General features: G+C 40.5%; 13 protein-coding genes. 9 read left to right on the top strand and 4 right to left on the bottom strand.

Features of this window, described 5'->3' with window-relative positions:
- Positions 1-7: 7 nt before the first annotated feature.
- Positions 8-823: a carbohydrate ABC transporter permease gene (locus EGX73_RS01555; RefSeq protein WP_003125672.1), complete on the top strand. Its 816-nt coding sequence runs from the start codon at positions 8-10 to the stop codon at positions 821-823.
- 120 nt (positions 824-943) lie between these two features.
- Here the strand turns inward: EGX73_RS01555 and EGX73_RS15885 are convergent, their stop codons facing one another.
- Positions 944-1,081, bottom strand: coding sequence for a hypothetical protein (locus EGX73_RS15885; RefSeq protein WP_021150289.1), 138 nt, complete (start codon positions 1,079-1,081; stop codon positions 944-946).
- A 425-nt stretch (positions 1,082-1,506) separates the two neighbouring features.
- Between EGX73_RS15885 and EGX73_RS01550 the strand changes: the two genes are divergently transcribed.
- The 6 genes from EGX73_RS01550 (at position 1,507) to EGX73_RS01525 (ending at position 9,341) form a co-directional block, all read left to right on the top strand.
- Entirely contained in the window at positions 1,507-3,126 is a 1,620-nt protein-coding gene (locus tag EGX73_RS01550; protein WP_003125674.1) for an SH3 domain-containing protein, read from the top strand.
- Between the two features lie 131 nt (positions 3,127-3,257).
- Positions 3,258-4,016, top strand: coding sequence for a DeoR/GlpR family DNA-binding transcription regulator (locus EGX73_RS01545; RefSeq protein WP_003125675.1), 759 nt, complete (start codon positions 3,258-3,260; stop codon positions 4,014-4,016).
- 19 nt (positions 4,017-4,035) lie between these two features.
- Positions 4,036-5,430 carry a Xaa-Pro peptidase family protein gene (locus EGX73_RS01540; protein ID WP_123866663.1) on the top strand — a complete coding sequence of 465 codons (1,395 nt, stop codon included), beginning with the start codon at positions 4,036-4,038 and terminating at the stop codon, positions 5,428-5,430.
- Positions 5,431-5,504: 74 nt separating this feature from the next.
- Positions 5,505-6,341: a Cof-type HAD-IIB family hydrolase gene (locus EGX73_RS01535; RefSeq protein WP_003125677.1), complete on the top strand. Its 837-nt coding sequence runs from the start codon at positions 5,505-5,507 to the stop codon at positions 6,339-6,341.
- Between the two features lie 149 nt (positions 6,342-6,490).
- On the top strand, positions 6,491-7,441 hold the full coding sequence (locus EGX73_RS01530; protein ID WP_123866662.1) for a hypothetical protein: 951 nt from the start codon (positions 6,491-6,493) through the stop codon (positions 7,439-7,441).
- Positions 7,442-7,679: 238 nt separating this feature from the next.
- Positions 7,680-9,341 (top strand): peptide ABC transporter substrate-binding protein, encoded by a 1,662-nt coding sequence (locus tag EGX73_RS01525; protein ID WP_003125679.1) that lies wholly within the window; start codon positions 7,680-7,682, stop codon positions 9,339-9,341.
- Between the two features lie 264 nt (positions 9,342-9,605).
- On the opposite strand, the gene EGX73_RS01520 is transcribed toward EGX73_RS01525, so the two are convergent.
- Positions 9,606-10,181 (bottom strand): polymer-forming cytoskeletal protein, encoded by a 576-nt coding sequence (locus tag EGX73_RS01520; RefSeq protein WP_005470607.1) that lies wholly within the window; start codon positions 10,179-10,181, stop codon positions 9,606-9,608.
- 776 nt (positions 10,182-10,957) lie between these two features.
- On the opposite strand from EGX73_RS01520, the gene EGX73_RS01515 reads away from it, so the two are divergent.
- A complete protein-coding gene (locus EGX73_RS01515) occupies positions 10,958-11,158 on the top strand; it encodes a cold-shock protein (protein ID WP_003125681.1) in 201 nt (66 codons plus the stop codon).
- Between the two features lie 225 nt (positions 11,159-11,383).
- On the opposite strand, the gene EGX73_RS01510 is transcribed toward EGX73_RS01515, so the two are convergent.
- Both EGX73_RS01510 and EGX73_RS01505 read right to left on the bottom strand, forming a co-directional pair.
- The gene (locus tag EGX73_RS01510; RefSeq protein ID WP_003125683.1) at positions 11,384-13,168 is read right to left on the bottom strand and encodes an ABC transporter ATP-binding protein; all 1,785 of its coding nucleotides are present in this window, start codon (positions 13,166-13,168) and stop codon (positions 11,384-11,386) included.
- A complete protein-coding gene (locus tag EGX73_RS01505; protein ID WP_123866661.1) occupies positions 13,149-14,891 on the bottom strand; it encodes an ABC transporter ATP-binding protein in 1,743 nt (580 codons plus the stop codon). Before EGX73_RS01505 ends, EGX73_RS01510 begins: the two co-directional genes overlap by 20 nt.
- Before the next feature lie 82 nt (positions 14,892-14,973).
- On the opposite strand from EGX73_RS01505, the gene EGX73_RS01500 reads away from it, so the two are divergent.
- Positions 14,974-15,813: a MerR family transcriptional regulator gene (locus EGX73_RS01500; RefSeq protein WP_003125686.1), complete on the top strand. Its 840-nt coding sequence runs from the start codon at positions 14,974-14,976 to the stop codon at positions 15,811-15,813.
- Positions 15,814-16,032: the final 219 nt, after the last annotated feature.

Raw genomic sequence — 16,032 nt, 5'->3', positions numbered from 1 at the left:
AGCAGCGATGAAGCGAAATGTGAATACACTGATAAAATATCTTTTTTTGATCGTAGCGGCATTCGTCTCTATCTTTCCTTTCTATTGGATGATCGCGGGAGCGACGAATACATCGAATCAGATTGCTGCTGGAAAACTCACACTAGGAAATCAGCTGATCACGAACCTTCAGCAACTATTTTCTAACTATAATGTTTCCTTGATCATGTGGAATTCGATCAAGATTTCTGTAATTACTGTTCTATTTAGTTTACTGATCACATCATTGGCGGCATTTGGTTTTGAGAAATTTCGAACCCGCAGCAGTGAAATGATTTACTCGCTTTTTTTACTGTGCATGATGATTCCACTGGCTGCATTAGTCATCCCATTGTTTAAGATGATGTCAGGCCTGCATCTTGTAAATCAGCATATCGCCGTTATTTTGCCGCTAGTCAATAATCTCTTCCTGATTTTTTTCTTTCGTCAAAATTTCAAGTCCTTTCCCGATGGCATTTTAGATGCCAGCAGGATCGAAGGAGCAAGTGAGTATACGATTTTCTTTCGGATCGTTTTTCCAATGATGCGCTCAACTTATGCAGCAGCGGCTATCTATGCTTTTATGAACTCATGGAATAGCTATTTGCTCCCGCTGATCTTTTTGCAGACAGAAGATCGTCAAACGATGACGTTGCTGATATCGAACTTATCATCGGCTTCTTATGTTGCGAACTATGGCGTGCAGATGACAGCAATTGTCATTGCAACGATCCCTACATTAGTCCTTTTTCTCTTTATGCAACGAGGGTTTGTCAAAGGAATGACGGGATCTTTAAAGCTTTAACGACACAAAAAATACCTGATTATTTAGCCGAACCGAGAGTCTACTCGGATCGGTTGAATAGTCAGGCATGTTTTTCAAGCTACAAAGCAGCCTAAAGTAAATGTCGCAGGCAGATAAGGGTCATCGTTTGTCTTTAGCGGCGGATTTTTTGTCTTTTTTTGGTACAGAAGCAAGGGCTTTTTTGAAAATTTCCTCTTTTTCTTGCTTATAACTATGCTGACGCTCGGCATAAACTTTTTCTTTCGATTTCGTTTTCATTTTAAGTCACCTCTTCCTTTTTTTTACTATAGCATAATTTCACAAAGAATTAAAACGGTTTCTCTTTTGTTTTTAAAGCTTTAACGCTTTTTAAAATAGTATTTGTGAAGAAAAAAGGACTAGATTGCAAATAAATGTCGAGTAGATGGCAGGATTATTGAAGAAAATTGGCCTACCTTGTTTATTTGATAGGAGCTACTCTAGTTTCCAAAAAAACAGTCGGGTTCATTCGTTTTGATAGCGTTCTATATTTTTTTCATTTAAAATAGAATTGTATTTGTATCGTTTGTATAGGTAAAACGTGGGTTTAGAAAGAAAATTTTTCGGTGCCAAGGAATAAACCTACATTAAATAAATGTTACAGACAGAAAAAAGATGTTAAAAATCAATCGATTTTGATAGAATGAAAAGGAGGGGGTGTTTCATTGGAATCTCGAAAAGCAATCCGTAAGCGTTTAGTGAAACAAAAACGATCACTTTTTATTCAAAAAAGTATAGGGGTTACAACGGTGTTAGCTTCTACATCAGGTGTATTCACAACTTTGGTCAACGCACCAGAGGCCAACGCTACAGGAGTAAATGAAACAGAAGTAGCAAAGTCAACTAAATCAACTGCAACGACAACTCTTGCTCGATCGTCAGAAACAACGATCAATCGACAATTTAAAACGACCGCTTCACTGAATGTGCGTTCAGACGCTTCAACCAGTGCGAGAATTATCAACGGTGTGGGGAACAATACCACGATCAAAGCTGTTGCTCAAAAATCAGGAACTTCCGTCAATGGGAACACAACGTGGTACAAGTTGTCATCTGGGGGCTGGATCTCTGGCGCTTATGTAACAACCGCCAGCAACAGCAACTCTTCCAACAACAGTACTAGCGGAGAAACAGCTGTCAATAAGACCGTCAAAACAACAGCAGCACTGAATGTACGGTCTAGTGCATCAACCAGTGCGAGTGTCGTTCGGGGATTGAGCAGCAATGCCACGGTCATTGTGGTTGCTCAAAAATCAGGAACTTCCGTGAATGGTACAACAACATGGTACAAATTGTCTAATGGTGGCTGGATTACCGCAGCTTATGTTCAGGCTGTGTCTAGCGGTTCAACGACAAGCAATCCTGGAAACACATCAACTACAGAACAAGCAATCAGCAAAAATGTCAAGACCACCGCTTCATTGAATGTACGTTCCAGTGCATCAACAAGTGGTAGTGTTGTGGGAAGTCTGAGCAATAGCACGACCGTTAAAGTTGTCGCTCAAAAATCAGGTTCATCCGTCAACGGCAATAAGACATGGTACAAATTATCTACAGGTGGTTGGATCACGGCAGCTTATGTCAAAGATGCGAGCAATACGAGCAGTCCATCAACCGGTGGATCAAGCAGCAATAATTCTAATTCATCAAATAATTCTGCCGAACAAGCAATCAGTAAAAATCTACAGACTACGACTGGGATGAATGTTCGTTCGAACGCTTCAACTACTGCCAGTATTGTCAGCAGTTTGAGCAGCAACGCTGTAGTGAAAGCAGTGGCGCAGAAAAAAGGGACTTCTGTCAATGGTAATACGACGTGGTATAAGTTATCTAGCGGTGGCTGGATCACGGCAGCTTACGTAAAAGAAGTCAGTGGAAATACCACAACAAATCCTGGCAATTCTGGCAACAATACTATCGGTACGAATATTAACGGTGCTGCTATTGTAGCTGAAGCCCGTAAATATATCGGGACACCCTACCAATGGGGAGGGAAAGGGCCAGATGTCTTTGACTGTTCCGGTTTCACTCGTTATGTCTTTTTACAAGTAACAGGGAAAAATATTGGCGATTGGACCGTTCCGCAAGAAAGTGCCGGTACGATCATCCCTGTATCTCAAGCCCAAGCAGGAGATCTTCTATTCTGGGGTGAAAAAGGCAATACGTATCATGTTGCAATTGCAACTGGTAACGGCAGCTTCATTCATGCACCAAGCACTGGGTACACGGTTACCGAAGCAAGTTCAGGTTTTTCAACAGCCAGCTTTGCGCTTCGTGTAAAATAAGAAGAACAATGACGACAAAACTACCTGCAACATGTTTGTTGGAGGTAGTTTTTTTAAGATCGTTTGCATCTTTTTGCATTGTTTAGCAATTTTTTGCATTGTATTTTTTAGTGGAAAGGAATGACAGAGAGATGTTTGTGGAACAGCGCCTAGCTAAAATCCAAGAAGTGCTAGCAGTTGAGCAAAGTGCTTCGATTGAACGATTGTCCAAGTTGTTATCCGTATCAAAAGATACGATTCGTCGTGATCTGATTCAATTAGAAAAACGGCAAGTACTTAAACGAACCCACGGAGGGGCGGTTTCGACGAACCCTGCAGCCGTGATTTATGATTATCAAACTCGCGCCGGGCAATTTTATGACATAAAAGCAAAAATTGCTAAAGCAGCTATTCATTGGATCAAACAGCCAGCTGCGATTATTTTTGATGCATCGACAACTGTAGAAGCGGTGATCAATGAACTGTCAGATTATCCTCTTCAAGCGATTACTAATTCATTGACTCATGCCCAACGATTGGCAGCGCTAAAACAGAGTACGATTACGGTTTTGCCTGGAAGATTAGACAAAGAACAATTATTTTTATATGGTGCGGATACTGTTGCCAAACTTGCCCAATTTCAGGCAGATTACACACTGTTAGGAGTATTTGCCCTTTCTACAGAAGGCGTATTTATCCATACGGAAGAAGAAGGCATGGTCAAGCGTCAGATGGTGAAACAAGGAGAGTATGTCATTGCAGTAGCTGACCATACAAAGTTAGCAACGACTGGTTTTTTTAAAGTCTGTGATCTGCCGGAGATCGATCTTTTAATCACCGATCAACAACCAGACATCGAGTTACAAGCAGCACTTGCCGCAGCGAATGTGACCATTTATGTAACAGAGTAAATCAGAAGGAGTCTTAATCATGAAAAAAGCGATTGAATTAGCCATTTTACCAGAACCACCTATTTTTGAAGAGGTCGCTCCAGTTTTTTTAAGTGATGCGACCATGAGTCAGCGCAAACTAAGTGTCTTAGAGCGAATGGCTGCTGAAGAGTTTGACACGTTGGTGATCTATGCAGACAAAGAACATGGCAGCAACTTTGAATATCTGTCAGGATTCCTGCCAAGATTCGAGGAAGGACTATTGGTTCTAGATAAAACTGGCGCCGCAACACTCATTTTGGGAAATGAAAATTTAAAGCTGCAGGCTCATTCCCGCATAGCGGCAGAGCTAGTCCATTACCCGCAGTTTTCGCTGCCGAATCAGCCTATGACAGGAGAAAAATCACTATCCTCTGTTTTTTCTTCTTTAAGGTTTAAAGAGAAGAAAAAAATTGGCATCATTGGGTGGAAGATGTTCACGACGCATCACGAAGATCCAGCCACACTCTTTGATGTTCCTTATTTTATCGTAGATGCAGTCAAACGGGCAGTCACAAGGACATGTCATGTGGTAAATGCTGCTTATTTGCTGATTGGTGAAAAAGGAAGCCGTAGTCACAACAATGCCAATGAGATCGCTCATTATGAATATGGGGCTAACCTTTCTTCTCGTTGTATTTTGAGTGCGATGAATGCGATTGAAGTTGGCAAAAAAGAAGCCGAAATTGGGGCATATTTGTTGGCAGAGGGACAAATGCCTTCTGTGGTGCCAATCGCTGCTAGCGGTAAACGATTTGAATTTGCCAATCTTTATCCAACGCACAAACGAATTGCTTTGGGTGATCCTTTCTCAATGACGATTGGTTATAAAGGAGGACTCTCCAGTCGCACGGGATTTGTCGTTTCAGAAGCAAGTCAATTGCCGGCTGAACAACAAGATTACCTTGAACGTGTCGTGAAACCGTATTACCAGGCGATCACCACTTGGTTGGAAGCAATTCGAATCAACCAAACGGGTGGCGAGATGTATCGATTGATTGAAGAAGTTCTGCCAAAAAAGAGTTATCACTGGCACTTGAATCCTGGACATCTGGTTTCGGATGATGAGTGGATGTCTTCACCAATCTACGCGGACTCTCTTACACCTTTAGAAAGCGGCATGATGTTCCAAGTAGATATCATTCCATCTGTTCCTGAGTATACTGGTGTCAGTGCGGAAGAATGTATTGCATTAGCTGATCAAGAACTGCGACAAGAATTAAAAGCCGATTATCCAGAACTGTGGGAACGTATCACGAAACGCAAAGAATATCTCGAAAACTACTTGAACATCCAACTATCTCCCGATGTTCTACTTTTATCAAACACAGTCGCTTATTTGCGTCCATTTTATTTAGCGAAGAATCAAGCATTACGAATCAAAAAATCACACTAATTGGATTCATCCTTAGGCGAATTTGAGGATGAAGATAGTCGAATGAAAGTCATAGCTAAAGTTAGGAGGCACAAATGAATACGAGAGAAATCAAATTAATCGTAAGCGACATTGATGGAACGATTTTAGATGATACCCATCAGATTGACCCAAACTTACAACAGGTGCTGCAACGATTAAAAGAAAGTAAAATTCCTTTTGTCTTAGCGTCTGCACGATCACCAAAAGGGATGCAGCACTTAGCTGAAGCGTTAGGAATCAGCGAGTATCCTTTGGCTTGTTACAATGGCGCGTTAGTTCTGGCAAACGGAAATCTTTCTGCTCCGCCTATCTCAAGTCATGAAGTTGCCATCAAAGAAGTTGTGCGAATCATCAGCGAGACAAGAACACACTTCTCACAAGTTTCTATCAATCTTTATTCAGATACAGTTTGGTATGTGGATCGTCTTGATGAATGGGTAAAAAAAGAAGCCGCAATCACGCAGGAGGTAGCGCAGGAGGCAGATTTATTGGCCTTAGTACAGTCCTTGCAAATACCCGTTCATAAATTACTTTTGATCGGTACGTCTGCTGAGATCCAAAAAGTAAAAGGTTACTGGGAAAAGCAATCTTTGAAGACGAGTGCTCTTTACCTTTCAAAAGATAATTACCTAGAAGTCACGCATCGAGAAGTTTCAAAAGAAAAAGCATTGATGGAACTGGCTTCTTATTACAACGTGCCTCTAGCGCAAACGTTGGCAATAGGAGATAACTTCAATGATTTACCTATGATACTAAAAGCTGGAGTAGGGGTCGCAATGGCCAATGCACCACGAAGAGTCAGGGAACAGGCGGATGCCGTTACACTTTCAAATAAAGACAGTGGAGTTGCAGCTGCTCTTCAGAAATTTGTCTTATCGATCACTTCCTGAAGGCCAGCAGATGGTAATATCGGGAATCGCTTAAAGAAAACAAATCGTGTTACAAAATACACAAACGTATCTTTTGACACGATTTTGGCCTCTATTTTACACTCAAAGTTATAACGTTTGTTATAATCTATCGTTTATAAGGAGGACAAATGAATAAGAAGCTCGTAAAAACATTATCTAGTTTTGCGGAGACGTTGGGGTTGTCGGTAGATCCAAAAATGGGTGTGATTTACGGTACGTATCGTTCGTATAAAGTTATATTGACACAATTGAATAATAATAGTTATTCTTTCGCAGCAACTTTTTCGATCAGCAAAAACCAAGAACTACCTAGCTCAGAGCAAGTGAGACAAGTAGTGACTGATTCCAAAGACATATTGGACTGCTCTGTACAAGGTTACCAAGTCACTTATACATTCCGAGGGGCAATGACTGTTGCCAAAACCAAAGAAAAATTGGTTGCTGGTCTAGATACAGTCACTGATTTTCTTAAAGAAAATCACTATCAAACAGTCTGTCAGTTTTGCGGAACATCGGAAGCGCCGATAGATACCTACAGCATAGGTGGGCTGCCAGTGATCGCTTGCAGTGCTTGTTTCAAAAAGCAAAATGAAGCGATGCTTGCTAGCCTGCATGAGCAGAATCAGAAGAAAGAAAACTGGCTGGCTGGGATAGTTGGTGCATTTATAGGTTCACTGATTGGGGTCGGTGTCATTATTTTACTTGGCCAATTAGGTTATGTAGCGGCATTATCAGGTATTGCAATGGCTGTCTGTGCTTTAAAAGGGTATGAACTTCTTGGCGGAAAGCTGAGCAACAAAGGCATCATCGGTAGTGTTTTGATTATGGTCATCATGGTTTATCTAGGCAATCGGATTGATTGGTCTATCAGTGTAGCCAATTATTATACCAATGTTGATTATTTCTATGCATTTCGGATATTGCCTGACTTGCTAAGAGAAGGTTATTTGGAAGCTAGTCAATACTATGGGAACCTAGCTCTTGTCTATCTGTTTACTGCAATTGGTGCGATCCCTACGATTCTTAGTGTGATAAGAGATCGTAAGAATAGTAGAGAAAGCTACAAAATGGAAGCTTGATAATTGTTTGACTGTGATACGTAAGGAGCTGATAGGATGCTCTTGCGTATCACAGTTTTTTCTTGTTTGAAAGAGAACATAAAGGTTGTAGATTAATTATTTATGAAAAAAAGAATTTTTTTTTAATCTTTTTTGAAAAAAACGAGCGAAAAACTCTTGCAATTATCATAATTATTGATTAAAATCAAATTAAACTTCAGAAAATTCTGAAAATTATGAACTTAAGGGGAAGAGGAAAATGAAAAAGTGGGCCTTTGGATTGGTAGCAGTGTGTGGTGTCTTATTAGCCGGATGTACGACAGGAGGCACGAGTAACACAGGAGAAAGTACTTCCTCGAATGGAACAGCAGCAGCGGAACAGATCTTCAATGTTGTCGTCCAGCAAGAAATGCCTAGTGCAGATCTTTCTCTTGCAACTGATACGATCAGCTTCAGTGCATTGAATAATGTCTATGAAGGATTGTATCGTTTGGATGCTGACAGTAAGCCGCAACCTGCTGGAGCTGCTGAACTCGCAGAAGTGAGTGAAGATGGATTGATCTACCGATTGAAATTGCGAGAAGATGCTAAGTGGTCGAATGGTGATCCTGTAACAGCTGCGGATTATGTTTACGGCTGGCAACGGACAGTAAAAGCCGAAACAGGTTCAGAATACGCTTATTTGTTTGCCCCAGTCAAGAATGCTGAATCGATCACTGCAGGAAAAACAGATCCTAGCGAGTTAGGGATCAAAGCAGTCAGTGAGTACGAATTAGAGATTACTTTAGAAAAAGCAACCCCCTATTTTGATTATTTACTCGCTTTCCCATCTTTCTTCCCGCAAAATCAAGGAATTGTGGAAGAAAAAGGCGATCAATATGCAACGACCAGTGATAATTCTGTGTACAATGGCCCATTTGTTTTGACAGGATTTGATGGACCGGGTACAGATACGGAATGGTCCTACGAAAAGAATGATCAGTATTGGGACCAAGAAAATGTTAAATTACAAACCATCAATGTCAGTGTTGTCAAAGAATCTGCGACATCGTTGAATCTATTCCAAGATGGTCAAGCAGACGATGTGATCTTAACAGGAGAATTGGCGCAGCAAATGGCAAATGATGAAGCTTTTGTTTCAGAGCCTTTGGCCCGGACCTCTTATATCGAATTGAATCAGCGAGAAGAAAATTCTCCATTCCGTAATGAAGATTTGCGAAAAGCAATTTCTTATGCAATCGATCGTGATGCACTTGTATCCTCCATTCTGGGTGACGGATCTCTAGCTTCGACAGGATTGATTCCAGAAGGTATGACTTTCAGCCCGACGGATAACAAAGATTTTGTTGAAGATGCTGGCAGTGTGATCGAATACAATGAAGACAAAGCGAAAGAACACTGGGAAAAAGCCAAAGCAGCTTTAGGAATCGATTCATTAGATTTTGAAATCTTGGCTTCTGATACCGACTCGACTAAAAAAGCGATCGAGTATGTCCAAAGTGCAATCGAAAGTACATTGGATGGTGTGAAAGTCAGCTTGAGTCCGGTACCTTTTTCTGTTCGGCTAGATCGTTCCAACAACGGTGACTTTGATGTTGTAATGGGCGGATGGGGGGCCGACTATGCAGATGCCAGCAGCTTTACAGATCTGTTTGTTACTGGAAATTCCTATAACCGTGGTCGTTGGAGTAATCCAGATTATGATGCAGCAGTGAATGCCGCTGCTTCAACCCATGCGGGAGATCCTGAAGCTCGTTGGCAAGATCTACTAGAAGCAGAAAAAATCATTATGGCAGAACAAGGTGTCATTCCTGTTTACCAAAACGTGGAAGCCCATTTGCGGGCGCCAAAAGTCAAAGGAGTCGTTTCTCATGGTGCAGGTGCGCAATATGATTACAAATGGGCTTCTATTGAAGAGTGAGTAGCATTGAATTAAGCAGTTAATCGGCAAGAAGTAAAAAATCCTCTTATCGTCAAACATTTTTGGCAAGTGTGCGTCAGAGTGAAAAACGATGGGAGGAATTTTTTAGATTATCAGAAAATCTTTGTAGCTACTTACACAAAGTTAGTGGGAACAACGATAAAACAGAGAATAAAAAAACACAGAAAAAACCTTGGAGATGAATAAAATCAAATCCAAGGTTCCTTTTTCGAAAGTGTTTTTCACAAAGAAAACAGTAAAAAATTATTCGCTGACTTTCACGTCACCTGTAACAGATGCGCCTTCTTTATCAAGTGTTGCTGAATCTTGAATTTCTTTAGAAGCGAACGTGATGTTTCCTTCAACTTTAGTGCCGTTCAATACGAAGCCTTTTGCATTTACTTCGATGTCGCCTTTCACTACACCGTTAACGATGTTGAAGTTTTCTGAGTTAACAACTAATTTAGGAACAGTTACAGTGTATTCAGCAGTTACTGTACGGTTTTCATCTTGAGAGTACAATGCAAATTTACGGTAGATATCATTTGCAGCGTCCCCTTTGTCATGGAATTCGCCGTCAACTGTCAAATCTTTGTCGAAAGTCATGTTGTCTGTAACAGCAACGATCCAGTTACCGTCTGCGCTCAATGCTTTTTCAATGACTGAAGTTTGGTCACTTACTGAAGCTGTTGAAACAACATCATCTGTTGATGCAGTTGTTGCAGTTGAAGCAGCAGTTGATGAACTTGCAGTTGTATTGTTATCAGAACTACATGCAGCTAGAAGAGTTCCTCCCATTAGCAATGAAGCAGCGATTAAAGTGATTTTTGTTTTTTTCATGTTACCTTCTCCTTTGTATGCCCATAGTTTTCTTAAAAACAAAATGATTATACCATAGAGGGGTTTAGTTTGTGAAACAAAAAACATAAATGAGGAGAAATTTAATAAATATCAAGCAATTCTTACTGAAAATATCATAATCCAGTTTCAAGAAAGAAAAATTTATGAGAAAGGCAGCTTTAATGGAAATTATCTTTACAGGAATGAGAAGGACATCTATGAATCAATTTACGTTTCAGCGAGTCATTGGGGATTTTCTCTACTAACTTTTAAATAATTTTAAATAGAACTAGAATAAAAAGAAGGCTAAAAATTTCCTTAAAGTTTCCAGAGACAAGTTTGATAAAATAAAAGAATTGTTCGGTGCATGTTTCTGCAAGAGGCAAGTATCGATTGGCGTTGAATCTTGTACTTGAAACAATAGCCTAGATAGCACTGTCTTAGAATTCGCTATTTTACATGTTCTTATGTACGCAAAAGCGTCGCGTGTTCTACAAATATTCTACAAAGCGCAAAGGATATGTGAAAGGAATAAGGTGGTAAAAGAGCTAGAGACAGGATTAGAAAAGTTGTTGCCAAGGAAAACTTAAGGTTTTACGAGTATCGAAAAAGAAAAGCGGCATTATCATTGCTATTTTTCTTCTGGCATGGTATTCTATAAAAGTAAAGTTCTGATATGTTAATACTTGTTTATCTTTTGATACACACTTCAATTACACATCATTTTCTATTACAAAAATAAACACACACGATGTGTAATATGGAGGTATACGTTTATGAATAACGGTACAGTAAAATGGTTTAATGCAGATAAAGGTTTTGGATTTATTACAGGTGAAGATGGCAATGATGTATTTGCACACTTTTCAGCTATCCAAGGCGACGGCTTCAAAACTTTAGATGAAGGTCAAGCAGTGACTTTCGACGTTGAAGAAGGCCAACGTGGCTTACAAGCAACAAACATCGTTAAAGCATAATAACAACTTTTAAAAGAAGACCGGCAATGGTCTTCTTTTTTTGCTTTAAAGTAAAAAATTCATTTCCGGAAATTACTTTCTTGACCTGGTGATCTCCAAGGAAAAATGAAGGAATGAGTCAATGAATCTCAAAAAAAGACTGCGTCTGTATACTAGACGCAGTCTTTTTTGTTGGCGATGGCCTTTGCTTTTTGATCTCTAGATGAAACGTGACAAAAATTCTAATCAATTTCTGGCAAACTGACTATTGTAGAGTTGGGCGTATAATGAAGGTTTTGCTAACAGTTCCTCATGTTTGCCTTGCTCAATGATTTGTCCTGCTTCCATCACAAGGATCAAATCAGCATTCTTGATCGTGGAGAGGCGATGGGCAATGACAAAGCTTGTTCGATTTTTCGTCAATGTGTCCATTGCTGTTTGGATCATTTGTTCGGTTCGGGTATCAACACTGGAAGTCGCTTCGTCCAGAATCAAAATAGCTGGATCTGCCAAAATTGCACGAGCAATCGTCAAAAGTTGTTGCTGACCTTGTGATAGTTCGGTTTCGGATCCTATGATCGTCTCGTAGCCCTTCGGCAGTGTCCGAATAAAATGATCGCATTGTGCTGCTTTTGCGGCGGCAATGATTGCCTCTTTCGTTGCATCTTTTTTGCCGTAAGCAATATTCTCTGCAATCGTTCCTTCAAACAACCATGTGTCTTGTAAAACCATCCCAAATTTTTTGCGAATGTCTGTGGCTGAAAAATCCGTCATATTGTAGCGATCGATCCGGATCTTGCCTCCATTCAGTGGATAGAAGCGCATCAGCAAGTTGATCAAAGTTGTCTTGCCGGCCCCAGTAGGCCCCACGATGGCTACTGTCTGTCTAGGTGCAACTTGTAGGTTCACATGTTGCATCAATAATTTATCTGGAGAATAACCGAAAGAAACATCTTCAAAATCGATTCTCCCCGACAATTCTTCTGGGACTGCAAGAGGGTGTTGGGTTTCTTTTTCTTCTGGATAATCCAAAATCTCAAAGATCCGTTCCAATGACGCTAATGCACTTTGTAACGTATTAATAATATAAGAAGCTTGTGTGATCGGTTCGGAAACTTGATTGGTATATTGCAAGTAGGCTTGGATCAACCCGATGGATAACTGTCCATTGATTACCATCATTCCACCAATCACAGCACTTACGACAAACCCGATTTGGTTGATAAAGCGAATGAACGGATTGATCGCATAGCTAGCAAATTGTGCTTTACGAAAAGCATGAAATTGCTTTTCACTTAATTCGTGCATTTCTGAAGCGACAGCAGATTGCTGATTGTAGGATTTGATCAATAAATGGGCAGTATAAAACTCTTCTGCCCGGCTACCGACTGCTCCCAATGTTGTCTGATTTTCTGAAAAGTAAACCAAATTTCGCTGAGCCAGTCGATGGGTAGCGAAAGCACTTATCAGTAGGATAATGATAATCCCTACAGTTAATAATGGACTGAGCCAAAACATCACACCAAGACCAAATAAGATACTGAGAGTGGCTGTAATGAGTTGCATCAATCCGACTTGAAGGACTTCAGAGACTTTATCCAGGTCTAGAATTGCTCGGCTTAAAATATCGCCTGTCTGATGCGTATCGTAAAATCGTACCGGCAACCGATTAAACTTGTGCGTCAATTCTTTTCTGAGGGTTAAGGTCAATGTTTCGCTGACACTTGCCATTGTGTATTCTTGTAAAAATGAAAATAGACTAATCATCAGCCAGGAGATCCCTAGAAGGAGCAGTGGCCATTTGATGACTTGCAAGAATTCACTTGGTTGCCAGCCTCCTTGCTGAAGCAAAGTGATGAGATTATCCAATCCTTGACCCAACAGTAATGGTGCGATTGTCATAAGTGTCGCGTAGCAGAGAGCAGAAATCAAAATCAGTCCGAAGCGGCTTTTTTGCTGGAATAATAATTGTAAGAGCCGCATGCTCGTATGTTTTAAATTTTTTGGTGCATCAGTTATTTTTTTGCTCATTTTTTTCTCCTCCTATTCCTTGCGAAGCCGCAAATTCTTGATAGGTGCTACAGGTTTCCATCAGTTCTGAATGGGTCCCTTTTCCGACGATTTTTCCTTCATCAAGAACGATGATTTGATCAGCATCCATGACAGTTGCAACACGCTGAGCCACGATTACTACGGCTGAATCACGGACATAAGATTTTAATGCTCGCCGTAAATTTGCATCTGTTTGATAGTCAAGCGCCGAAAAACTGTCATCAAAAAAGTAAATGTGAGCGGGCTTCACTAATGCGCGCGCTATACTCAAGCGTTGTTTTTGGCCGCCAGAAAAATTGCTGCCCTTTTGAGCAACGTGACTGTCGATCCCATCGGGTAGACTTTTGATAAACGACTCTGCTTGCGCGATTTTGACGGCCTGTGCTACTTGTTGCGGATCGGGATTGACAATCCCGAAAGTCAATGTGTCCCAGATCGATCCACTGATCAACAATGCTTTTTGAGGAACATAGCTGATAAATGATCGTAGTGCGACCTGTGAGACTTCTCGAATATCACGATCATATAATGTGATTGAGCCGTTAGAAACGTCTTTTAACCGCAAAAGTGCTTTGGCGATCGTACTTTTTCCTGATCCGGTGCCGCCAACAATCGCAGTGGTCTGTCCGCGATGGATCTCAAAATCAATATCTTCCAGTACGGGTTCCTCTGCCCCAGCATAGGTGAAGGAGACATGATGAAAGGCAGCTACTAATGAGCTTTCTTTTGGCAAGATTGGCTGTGGACCGTCTGTCATCGTTTCTTCTTCAGACAAAACTTCTTCAATCCGCTGCAAGGATGTCAATCCTTTTGGGATCATGACGATCACCATTGCTGCCATGGTCAAAAACCAAAGGCTCAAAACGGTATATTCGATGATCGCAGTGATACTGCCGATGGGCAGGTTTCCTGAGAGACTTTGGAAACCGCCGAATCCCAAAATGCTTAGAATGGACAGCCCCATGAAAAAGTGTACGGCTGGATTCAAAACAGCGAATAAACGATTGGCTTGGATCATCACTTTTGCGTACCCTTCAAAGGTTTGGTCTGTCCGCTTTTTTTCGAAACTAGCTTTGTCAAAGGCGCGAATCACCCGTACGCCTGTATAGGTTTCACGCAAAATCCGCATCATAGTATCTACTTTTTTCTGCGTTTTCTTTGCCAAAGGGATTGCTTGATAAATGACGAAAAGTGCGACGATCGAGAAACAAGCAATCGCTGCAATAGGGATCCACACCATTCGCCAAGATACACTACCTGTTAAAATAATCGAAGCCAAAATGATCAGTGGAGCGGGAAGAATCGTTTGTAAAGCCATCATCAAGATTTGTTGAATGTTATTGATGTCATTCGTTGTTCTTGCAAGCAAGGTTGGTGTACCATATTTTTCAAAACTAGAGATCGCAAGCTCCTGTATTTTGTTGAATAGTTTGATCCGAAGATGATGTCCGAATTTCCCTGCTAGATGGGCAGAAAAATAACTAGCACTGACAGCAATCACACCAGTTCCTAGTGCAACAGCCAGCATCCAGCCCCCATAGCGGATGATAGCTGATTGATCTTGTTTTAAAATGCCATCATCAATGATCTTGGCTACAAAATAGGGAAGAAAAAGTGTCCCGAAAGAATGGATCAGCATAAATAAAAAAGTACCTAGAAATAGGCGTTTTTCGGTGAAAAAAAATTGTTTTAATTGTTTCATAAAAATTCCCTCCAATTACGTCGTTCTGTGCTAGAATAAACTGTAACGTAACGTAACAGTCAATAGGAGGGAGGCATTTTTTTTGAAAAAATTTTTGACCATCAGTGAACTTGCGGCTTATGGCGGTGTTAGTCGTCGTACACTGCTTTATTATGATCAAATCGGGCTGTTCAAACCTAAACAGATCGGTGAAAACGGGTATCGTTATTACGGATTTGAACAGTGTGCGGAATTAGATGTGATTTTGGTCTTGCGAGCATTGGATATGTCCTTAGAGGAAATCCAAACATTTCTAAGAAACCGCAATCCTGAGACGATGCAAAAAGAGTTGATCATCCGTCGTAAAGAAGTAGATCAGAAAATAACGGAACTAGAGGAACATAAAGCCGTTTTGGATCGGTTCATTTCGCGATTTGAAAAAGTACAGACAGCCGATTTTACCAATATGACTTATAGTTATCGGTCAGAAGTATATTTTGCTGTTTCTGAAGAAATCAATGAGTATGATGAGACTTCGGTCTTTCAGGCTTTTTCACGTTTTTATCCTTATTTAGATTACAAGGATTTATTTAGTGGCTACCCCATCGGTTATTTAGTAGAAGGATCTGCATTCGATCAAGAGTCGATCCATGAAGCGCCTTACCGTGCATTAGTGATGATTCCCAAAGAACGACTGCCTCTTTACTCGGATCAAGCAATTATTTGTAGACCAGCAGGAAATTATGTGTCGGGATTCGTCAGAGGGGAGATCCATCATTTAAAAGATTTTACAAAACGATTCAAAGCCTATCTGGAATCAGCTAATTTACAGATAGATGGAGATATCTGGGAACTGATGTGGCAAGATGATGTATCCACGGATCAAAAAGAACAGCAGATTTTTGAAGTGATGTTGCCTGTTAAGGAAAGAATACCAAGCTAAATCTACACAAGAATGGAGAGAGGAAGTCTGTTGACGACATTTTTGCCAAAATGTGTTATACTGATTGAATACGAGAAATATTTTTGTACCAACGTTATCTTGTTTTTAGGAAATTTATTCAAAACTGGCGTAACTTCAGAGTTACAAGGATGCAGTAGAGATTAGGGATTGCATCGTTTAAATGAGAAATAAATAATAGTAGTAATAGTCTGCTTCAAC

Origin of the sequence: Enterococcus sp. FDAARGOS_553 (assembly GCF_003812305.1) — a bacterium.
Lineage (GTDB): Bacteria > Bacillota > Bacilli > Lactobacillales > Enterococcaceae > Enterococcus_D > Enterococcus_D gallinarum.
The sequence above is the reverse complement of the archived record's forward strand: the minus strand, read 5'-3'. Positions and strand labels throughout refer to the sequence as shown.